This is a genomic window from Oceanimonas aquatica (assembly GCF_030732065.1).
In the GTDB taxonomy this organism is placed as follows: domain Bacteria; phylum Pseudomonadota; class Gammaproteobacteria; order Enterobacterales; family Aeromonadaceae; genus Oceanimonas.
In genome coordinates this window covers 46,394-55,525 of sequence record NZ_JAVBHX010000013.1, presented here as the reverse complement: position 1 = coordinate 55,525, position 9,132 = coordinate 46,394, and the positions used below count along the sequence as shown (strand labels likewise).

The window sequence follows — 9,132 nt, the reverse complement described above, 5'->3', positions numbered from 1 at the left end:
CGTGGCCACCGCCAACAAGCTGGCACGGATTATCTGGGCCATGTTGTTCCGGCAGGAGCATTACCGGGCAGCCTGAGCTGACACGAAGTAACGATGTTAAACCCCGTTTAGCAGGAAGGAAAACAAGAGGTCATCACCCCGACGAAACGCGATACGGTAGACGTGAATGAGGCAACAGGTTAAACCGGCCCTTGCACACGCCGAGCAAGCACCAGGAGCCCAGACTCCGTAGGGACGATAATGCAGCAAGGGCGCGGTTCTCATCAGGGCCAGGGTGAGCCGATGGCTCACTCATCAAAACAGGCCGAATATACGGGTGCAGTTAATCCTGGCCGCCAAAACACGGAAACCCCACTTGCGAAAAGCGAGGTGTCCATATAGGGGTTTACGGCGTGTCGGTGGAGTGAGCCCTTTACTCGACATTGCAGGGGTTCACAGACGAATCAGATACCGCTGCCGTCGGACTCGGGCACTTCGTGCAGACCGCACTCGCGCTTGAGGCCGTTGAAGCGGGTATCCGCTTCGCTCATGCCCGGCTCCCACTTAGCGGTGGTGTGCACATCGCCCACCGACACATACCCTTGTTCCCACAGCGGGTGGTAAGGCAGGTCGTGGTCCTTAAGGTAGTAGTGCACGTCCTTGTTGCTCCAGTCGATGATCGGCAGGAACTTGAACAGGCCGTTCTGAATACCCAGCACCTCAAGCCCTTCACGGGTATCGGACTGACTGCGGCGCAGACCGGAGAACCAGATGCCGGCGTTCAGCTCGCGCAGCGCCCGCTGCATCGGCTCTACCTTGTTCAGGTGGTTGTAGCGGCTGATGCCTTCCACACCCTGCTCCCACAACTTGCCATGACGGGCTTCCTGCCAGGCGGCGGACTCGGCGGCCCGGTACACCTTCAGGTTAAGCGTGAGGCGCTCGGTCAGCTCGTCGATAAAGCGGTAGGTCTCGGGAAACAGGTAGCCGGTATCGGTGAGGATCACCGGCGTATCAGCTTTAGCCTGAGTCACCAGATGCAGCATCACCGCCGCCTGAATACCGAAACTGGAAGAGAGCACCGGCTCTCCCGGCAGATTGTCCAGGGCCCAGCGCACCCGCTCGGGTGCGCTCATGGCGGCCAGCTCCTTGTTGAGCGGCGCCAGGGCCTCGACCTGTTCCTGTCGCAACAGGCCGGTCAGCTCGTCAAGAGCGGGCAACACACTAGACTGCATAAAAATCCCTCGCCGAGTCAACTACCGGCGCAATGATGCCGGCGCGGATCACGAAGTCGCCAAAGCCTTCACCGGCGTCACGCTCGGCGGCCCAGCGGCCCACCAGGGCGTCGATCTCTTCCAGGATCTGCCGATCGGTGATGTTTTCCTTGTACATGCGCGGAATGCGGGTGCCTTCCCGGTTACCGCCCAGGTGCAGGTTGTAGCGACCCGGCGCCTTGCCCACCAGACCGATCTCCGCCAGCATGGCGCGGCCACAGCCGTTGGGGCAACCGGTCACGCGGAAGATGATGCTGTCATCGTTGACACCGTGTTTGGCCAGCACGCCTTCAATCTCGGTGACGAACTCCGGCAGAAAACGCTCGGCTTCCGCCATCGCTAGCGGGCAGGTAGGCAGCGCCACACAGGCCATGGAATTCTGACGCTGCTCGGACACGCTGTCGTCGAGCAGGCCGTATTCCCGTGCCAGCGCTTCGATTTCCGCCTTCTGCTCGGTGGGTACACTGGCAATGATCAGGTTCTGGTTGGCGGTCAGGCGGAAGTCACCCTGATGCACCTTGGCAATCTCGACCATGCCGGTTTTCAGCGGCTTGCCCGGGAAGTCCAGAATGCGGCCGTTTTCGATAAACAGCGCCAGGTGATGCTTGCCGTCGATGCCTTCTACCCAGCCCAGGCGATCGCCGCGGCCGGTAAACTCGTAGGGACGAGTGTCCTCAAACTTAACACCGGCACGCTTTTCCACTTCCGCCTTGAAGGCGTCCACGCCAAAGCGCTCCAGGGTGTATTTGGTCTTGGCGTTCTTGCGCTCGGAGCGGTTACCCCAGTCGCGCTGGGTAGTGACCACGGCGGCGGCCACGTCCAGGGTGTGCTCCAGCGGAATAAAGCCGAAGTCGCTGGCCTTGCGCGGGAAGGTGTTGGTGTCGCCGTGGGTCATGGCCAGGCCACCGCCCACCAGTACGTTAAAGCCCACCAGCTTGCCGTTGTCGGCAATGGCCACAAAGTTCAGATCGTTGGCGTGCACGTCGACATCGTTCTGCGGCGGGATCACCACAGTGGTCTTGAACTTGCGCGGCAGATAGGTAGAGCCCAGAATCGGCTCTTCGTCGGTGGTTTCCAGGCGCTCGCCGTCCAGCCAGATCTCGGCATAGGCACGGGTCTTGGGCAGCAGGTGCTCGGAAATCTTCTTGGCCCACTCGTAGGCTTCCTGGTGCAGCTCCGATTCGATCGGATTGCTGGTGCACAGCACGTTACGGTTCACATCACCGGCGGTGGCGATGGAATCGATACCCGTCTTGTTCAGGGTCTGGTGCATCAGCTTGATGTCACGCTTGAGCACACCGTGGAACTGGAAAGTCTGACGGGTGGTCAGGCGAATGCTGCCGTACATGGTGTGATCGGCGGCAAACTTGTCGATCACCAGCCACTGCTCGGGTGTGATGATGCCGCCGGGCAGGCGGGCGCGCAGCATGACGTTGTGCAGGGGTTCCAGCTTCTGGGCGGTACGCTCGTTGCGAATGTCCCGGTCGTCCTGCTGATACATGCCGTGAAAGCGGATCAGCTGAAAGTTGTCGCCGTTAAAGCCACCGGTGAGCGGATCCTGCAGATCCTGCTCTATGGTGCCGCGCAGAAAGTTACTCTCGCGCTTGAGGCGTTCGTTGTCGGACAGTTTTTGCTCGCTCATCTTAATAAACATCCCTTTGGTAACGCTTGGCGCTGCGCAGCGCATCCACATATTCTTCGGCCTGCTCACGGCTCTTGCCGCCGTGCTCGGCCACCAGCTCGATCAGGGCTTGGTGTACGTCCTTCGCCATGCGGTTGGCGTCACCGCACACGTAGAAGTGAGCGCCCTGCTCCAGCCAGGCATAGACCTCGGCCCCTTCTTCCTTCAGCTTGTGCTGAACGTAGACCTTCTCGGCCTGATCCCGGCTAAAGGCCAGGGAAATCTTGTCCACCAGGCCGGATTTAACGTAGCGCTGCCACTCCAGCTGATACAGGAAGTCCTGAGTGAAGTGCGGGTTGCCAAAGAACAGCCAGTTCTTGCCCTCGGCGTCGCGGGCATCCCGCTCCTGCATAAAGGCACGGAAGGGGGCGATACCGGTGCCCGGTCCCACCATGATCACCGGGGTGTTGTCGTCGGCGGGCAGGCGGAAGTTGTCGTTGTGCTCAACAAATACCCGTACCTTGCCCCCCTCTTCCAGGCGGTCGGCCAGATAGGAAGAGGCACCACCGGCGCGGGGCTGTCCGTCGTGGTCAAAACGTACCACGCCCACGGTCAGGTGCACTTCTTCGTCTACTTCCGCCTGGGAAGAGGCGATGGAATACAGACGCGGGGTCAGCCGGCGCAGGGCGCCCAGCAGTTGCTCGGCGGTGAGCGCAACGGGCTGCTCAGCCACGATGTCCCGGATCTGATGGTTGGCGCAGTACTCACGCAGGGCGGCCTTGTCTTCGGTCAGCGCCTTCAGGGCATCGGAGCCTGAGAGCTCGGCATAGGCCTGCACAAAGCTGGCATAACCCTGGGTCAGCTCATAGTGATTGATCAGTGCATCGCGCAGTGACAGGACCTTGTCGTCCACCTTGACTTCGGTATCGCCGGACAGTTCTACCAGTTGCAGCAGGCTGTCTACCTGAGATTCATCGTTGCTGAACCAGACACCCAGGGCATCACCGGGCTGATAAGTAAGGCCGGAGTCTTCCAGGGAAATTTCGATATGGCGCACATCACGGTCGGAATCCCGGCCGGTGATTTTCTGGTTGGTAGACAGCTCGGCGGCAAAAGGATTCTTCTTGCTGTACAGGCTGGCCACCCCTTGAGTGGCGGGGGCGCCCGGGATCACCTCATTGGCGGCATCACCGGCCAGGGCATCCTTGAGCAGCTCGAGGGCCGCATTGCCCCAGTCGGTGGCCGGACCTTCGTAGTCCACGTCACAGTCGAGACGGGCCAGCAGCGGCTTGGCGCCGGCCTTGCTGAGGTACTCGTCAAAGTCCTTGCCGGTCTGGCAGAAGAACTCATAGGACGAGTCCCCCAGGCCGATCACGCCATAGCTCAGGCCATCCAGCTTGCCGGCCTTGCCGGCCTTGAGCTGCTTGTGGAACTGAATGGCATCATCGGGCGCTTCGCCCTCACCATTGGTGCTGGCCACGATCACCACGTGGGTCTCTTTCTTGAGCTGCTTGATCTTGTAGTCGGCCACGTTAAACAGCTCGGCGGCCACGCCGCCGGCGTCGGCCTGGGCCTTGAGCGCCTCGGCCACACCCTTGGCGTTACCGGTTTGCGAGGCGTAGAGAATGGTCAGCTTGCCTGCCGGCTGCGCGGCGGCGGCAGGGACAGCCGCAATGGCCTGGCCCTGCTGGCTGATGCCGTAAAAATAGCCGCTGACCCAGGCCAGCTGGGTGGCGTTGAGCTCGGCCGCCACCTGAGTGAGCTTGTACACCTGTTGTTCATTCAGCGGGCTGGCGGCCGCCGCGAGTTCTTTTAAAAGCATGACATTGGCTTCCACTTTTCCAGAGTGGACATAGCTTAAGCCAGGGCAAGGAGAAACAATAAAGAATAAAGGGTGATTTTTTATTCGTTAAAAGAATATGAGAGACCGCGTTGAACAAAAAAAGGGCTTCCTTGCGGAAGCCCTTGTCTTATCAGCGAGTTGGTTACTGCTTATTCGTCGGCGCTGCCGGCGGCGTTCAGCAGGTCGGCCAGGCTTTGCTCTGCTTCATCGGCAGAGATCTGCACCGGCTGCTCCGGCTGACGACGGGCCTGACGGCCCTGATGGTAGGCAAAACCGGTACCGGCCGGTACCAGACGACCCACGATCACGTTCTCCTTCAGACCACGCAGGTCGTCGACCTTGCCGGCCACGGCCGCTTCGGTCAGCACTCGGGTGGTCTCCTGGAAGGAAGCCGCCGAGATGAAGGATTCGGTGCTCAGTGAGGCCTTGGTAATACCCATCAGCACGTGACGGTAACCGATGGTCTGCTTGCCCTCGGCTTCCAGAGCGCGGTTGGCCTGACGGATACGCACCACTTCGGCCTGTTCGCCTTCGATAAAGTCGGAATCGCCGGACTTCATGATCTCGGCACGACGCAGCATCTGACGAACCACGGTTTCGATGTGCTTGTCGTTGATCTTAACACCCTGCAGGCGGTAAACCTCCTGCACCTCGTTGACGATGTAGTTCGCCACCGGGCTGATGCCACGCAGACGCAGAATGTCGTGCGGAGACTCGGGACCGTCGGCCAGGACTTCGCCCTTCTCGACCTTCTCACCTTCAAACACGTTCAGGTGACGCCACTTCGGAATCATTTCCTCGTAGGCATCGCCCCCTTCCAGCGGCGTGATCACCAGGCGGCGCTTGCCCTTGGTTTCCTTGCCGAAGGAAATGGTACCGGAGATCTCGGCCAGAATGGCCGGCTCTTTCGGCTGACGGGCTTCGAACAGATCGGCAACCCGCGGCAGACCACCGGTGATGTCCTTGGTACCGCCGGATTCCTGCGGAATACGGGCCACGGCATCACCCACGTTTACCTGAGCACCGTCTTCCAGGCTCACGATGGCGCGGCCGGGCAGGAAGTACAGGGCAGACAGGTCGGTGTCGGGAATGAACACGTCCTTGCCGGCGTCGTCCACCAGCTTCACGGTGGGGCGCAGCTCTTTACCGGAGCTGGGACGCTCGTTCACGTCCATCACCACGATGCTGGACAGACCGGTCAGTTCGTCGGTCTGACGGCTGATGGTCACGCCATCGATCATGTCGATAAACTTAACGCGGCCCGCCACTTCGGTGATGATCGGATGCGTGTGCGGATCCCAGTTGGCAACAACCTGACCGGCCTGCACCATACCGCCATCCGGCTGCTCCAGCAGGGCACCGTAGGGCAGTTTGTGGTTTTCCCGGGTCTGGCCCATCTCGTCGATGATGGTCAGCTCGGAAGAACGGGACACGATCACGGTCTTGCCGTCGGTGTTGGTAACGGTCTGGGCATTCTGCAGCTTGACGGTACCGCTGTGCTTGACCTGAATGCTGCTCTCGGCCGCCGCCCGCGATGCCGCACCACCGATGTGGAAGGTACGCATGGTCAGCTGGGTACCCGGTTCACCGATGGACTGGGCAGCGATAACACCGACTGCTTCGCCCTGGTTGACCAGGTGGCCACGGGCCAGATCGCGACCGTAACAGTGGGCACAGACGCCGTGGTCGTTGTCACAGGTGATAACGGAACGCACTTTCACGCGGTCAACGGAGCTGGACTCCAGCAGATCACACAGCTTCTCGTCGAGCAGGGTGTTGCGGGCCATCAGCACTTCATCGTCGGTACCCGGCTTGATCACGTCTTCGGCCACAACCCGGCCCAGTACGCGCTCACGCAGGGGTTCAACCACGTCACCGCCTTCGATCAGCGGCATCATCCACAGACCTTCGTGAGTACCACAGTCATCGGTGGTGATCACCAGATCCTGGGCCACGTCCACCAGACGACGAGTCAGATAACCGGAGTTCGCGGTCTTCAGTGCGGTATCGGCCAGACCCTTACGGGCACCGTGGGTCGAGATGAAGTACTGCAGTACGTTCAGACCTTCACGGAAGTTCGCAATGATCGGCGTTTCGATGATGGAGCCGTCCGGCTTGGCCATCAGACCACGCATACCCGCCAGCTGACGGATCTGGGCGGCACTACCCCGGGCGCCGGAGTCGGCCATCATGTAGATGCTGTTAAAGGAGTCCTGCAGCTCTTCTTCACCGTCGCGGTTAACAACCACGTCTTTCGACAGGTTTTCCATCATCGCCTTGGACACACGCTCGTTGGCGCTGGCCCAGATATCGATAACCTTGTTGTAACGCTCACCGGCGGTAACCAGACCGGACTGGAACTGGTCCTGAATCTCGGTCACTTCGGCTTCGGCCTCGTCGATGATGTCCTTCTTGGCATCCGGAATCACCATGTCGTTGATGCCCACGGACACACCGGACAGGGTGGCGTAGTGGAAACCGGTGTACATCAGCTGGTCGGCGAAGATAACGGAGTCCTTCAGACCCAGCAGGCGGTAGCAACCGTTCAGCAGACGGGAAATCTGCTTCTTGCCCATGGCCTGGTCGATCAGCTCGAACGGCATGCCCTTGGGCACGATCAGGCTCAGGATGGCACGACCGATGGTGGTGTCATGAATGGCGGTTCTTTCCACCAGGGTGCCGTCTTCCTGCTTGGTAAAGTCGGTAATGCGCACCTTGACCCGGGCATGCAGTTCGGCATGACCGGCACGGTACACCTTCTCGGCTTCCTTCGGGCTGGTCAGCAGCATGCCCTCGCCCTTGGCGTTGATCTTGTCGCGGGTCATGTAATACAGACCCAGTACCACGTCCTGAGACGGAACAATGATCGGCTCGCCGTTGGCGGGAGACAGAATGTTGTTGGTGGACATCATCAGCGCGCGGGCTTCGAGCTGGGCTTCCAGGGTCAGCGGTACGTGCACCGCCATCTGGTCACCATCGAAGTCGGCGTTGTAGGCCGCACACACCAGCGGGTGCAGCTGAATGGCCTTGCCTTCAATCAGTACCGGCTCGAACGCCTGAATACCCAGACGGTGCAGAGTCGGCGCACGGTTCAGCAGCACCGGGTGCTCGCGGATCACCTCGTCCAGAATATCCCAAACCACGGCTTCTTCGCGTTCCACCATCTTCTTGGCCGCCTTGATGGTGGTGGCCAGGCCGCGGGTTTCCAGCTTGCCGTAGATGAAGGGCTTGAACAGCTCCAGCGCCATCTTCTTGGGCAGACCGCACTGATGCAGGCGCAGGGTCGGACCCACGGTAATTACGGAACGACCGGAGTAGTCGACCCGCTTACCCAGCAGGTTCTGACGGAAACGACCCTGTTTACCCTTGATCATGTCGGCCAGGGACTTCAGCGGGCGCTTGTTGGAGCCGGTGATGGCGCGGCCACGACGGCCGTTATCCAGCAGGGCGTCTACGGATTCCTGCAGCATGCGCTTTTCGTTGCGCACTATGATATCCGGGGCAGCCAGGTCCAGCAGGCGCTTCAGACGGTTGTTCCGGTTGATCACCCGGCGGTACAGATCGTTCAGATCGGAGGTCGCGAAGCGGCCACCGTCGAGCGGTACCAGCGGACGCAGATCCGGCGGCAGTACCGGCAGCACTGTCATCACCATCCACTCGGGCTTGTTGCCGGAGAAGTGGAAGGCTTCCATCAGCTTGAGGCGCTTGGTGATCTTCTTGCGCTTGGTTTCGGAGTTGGTGGAATCCAGCTCCTCGCGCATGGTGTTGATCTCGCCTTCCAGATCGATGTCCTTCAGCAGAGACAGCACGGCCTCGGCGCCCATCTTGGCGTCGAATTCGTCACCCCATTCTTCCAGCGAGTCCAGGTACTGTTCTTCAGACAGCATCTGACCGCGCTCCAGGCTGGTCATGCCCGGCTCGATCACCACGTAGGATTCAAAGTACAGCACCCGCTCGATGTCGCGCAGGGTCATGTCCAGCAGCAGGCCAATGCGGCTCGGCAGCGACTTCAGGAACCAGATGTGGGCAACCGGGCTGGCCAGCTCGATGTGCCCCATGCGCTCACGGCGCACCTTGGTCTGGGTAACTTCAACGCCGCACTTTTCACAGATCACGCCGCGGTGCTTGAGGCGTTTGTACTTGCCGCACAAACACTCATAGTCCTTGACCGGACCGAAGATCCGGGCGCAGAAAAGACCGTCACGCTCCGGTTTGAAGGTACGGTAGTTGATGGTCTCGGGCTTTTTGACTTCGCCGAAGGACCAAGAGCGGATCATGTCGGGCGAGGCCAGACCGATTTTGATACCGTCAAACTCTTCAGTCTTACTCTGCGCTTTCAAAAACTTAAGCAAGTCTTTCACGTTAGTCTCCTGTGAGGAGTTCTACCTGGGCGCCTCTTCTTCCCGAAGGAAAAAGAG

At 60.3% G+C, this 9,132-nt stretch carries 4 protein-coding genes; all 4 read right to left on the bottom strand.

From position 1 onward, the window contains the following. Nucleotides 1-443: 443 nt before the first annotated feature. The 4 genes from Q9290_RS15515 to rpoC all read right to left on the bottom strand — a co-directional run bounded on the left by Q9290_RS15515 (nt 444) and on the right by rpoC (nt 9,075). Nucleotides 444-1,211 (bottom strand): phosphoadenylyl-sulfate reductase, encoded by a 768-nt coding sequence (locus Q9290_RS15515; RefSeq protein ID WP_306080553.1) that lies wholly within the window; start codon nt 1,209-1,211, stop codon nt 444-446. Next, the gene (gene cysI / locus Q9290_RS15510) at nt 1,201-2,904 is read right to left on the bottom strand and encodes an assimilatory sulfite reductase (NADPH) hemoprotein subunit (RefSeq protein WP_306080552.1); all 1,704 of its coding nucleotides are present in this window, start codon (nt 2,902-2,904) and stop codon (nt 1,201-1,203) included. Before cysI ends, Q9290_RS15515 begins: the two co-directional genes overlap by 11 nt. Next, on the bottom strand, nt 2,894-4,693 hold the full coding sequence (locus Q9290_RS15505; RefSeq protein WP_306080551.1) for an assimilatory sulfite reductase (NADPH) flavoprotein subunit: 1,800 nt from the start codon (nt 4,691-4,693) through the stop codon (nt 2,894-2,896). The genes cysI and Q9290_RS15505 overlap by 11 nt, the downstream gene beginning before the upstream one ends. Nucleotides 4,694-4,863: 170 nt before the next feature. After that, the gene (gene rpoC / locus Q9290_RS15500) at nt 4,864-9,075 is read right to left on the bottom strand and encodes a DNA-directed RNA polymerase subunit beta' (protein ID WP_306080550.1); all 4,212 of its coding nucleotides are present in this window, start codon (nt 9,073-9,075) and stop codon (nt 4,864-4,866) included. Nucleotides 9,076-9,132 lie beyond the last annotated feature (57 nt).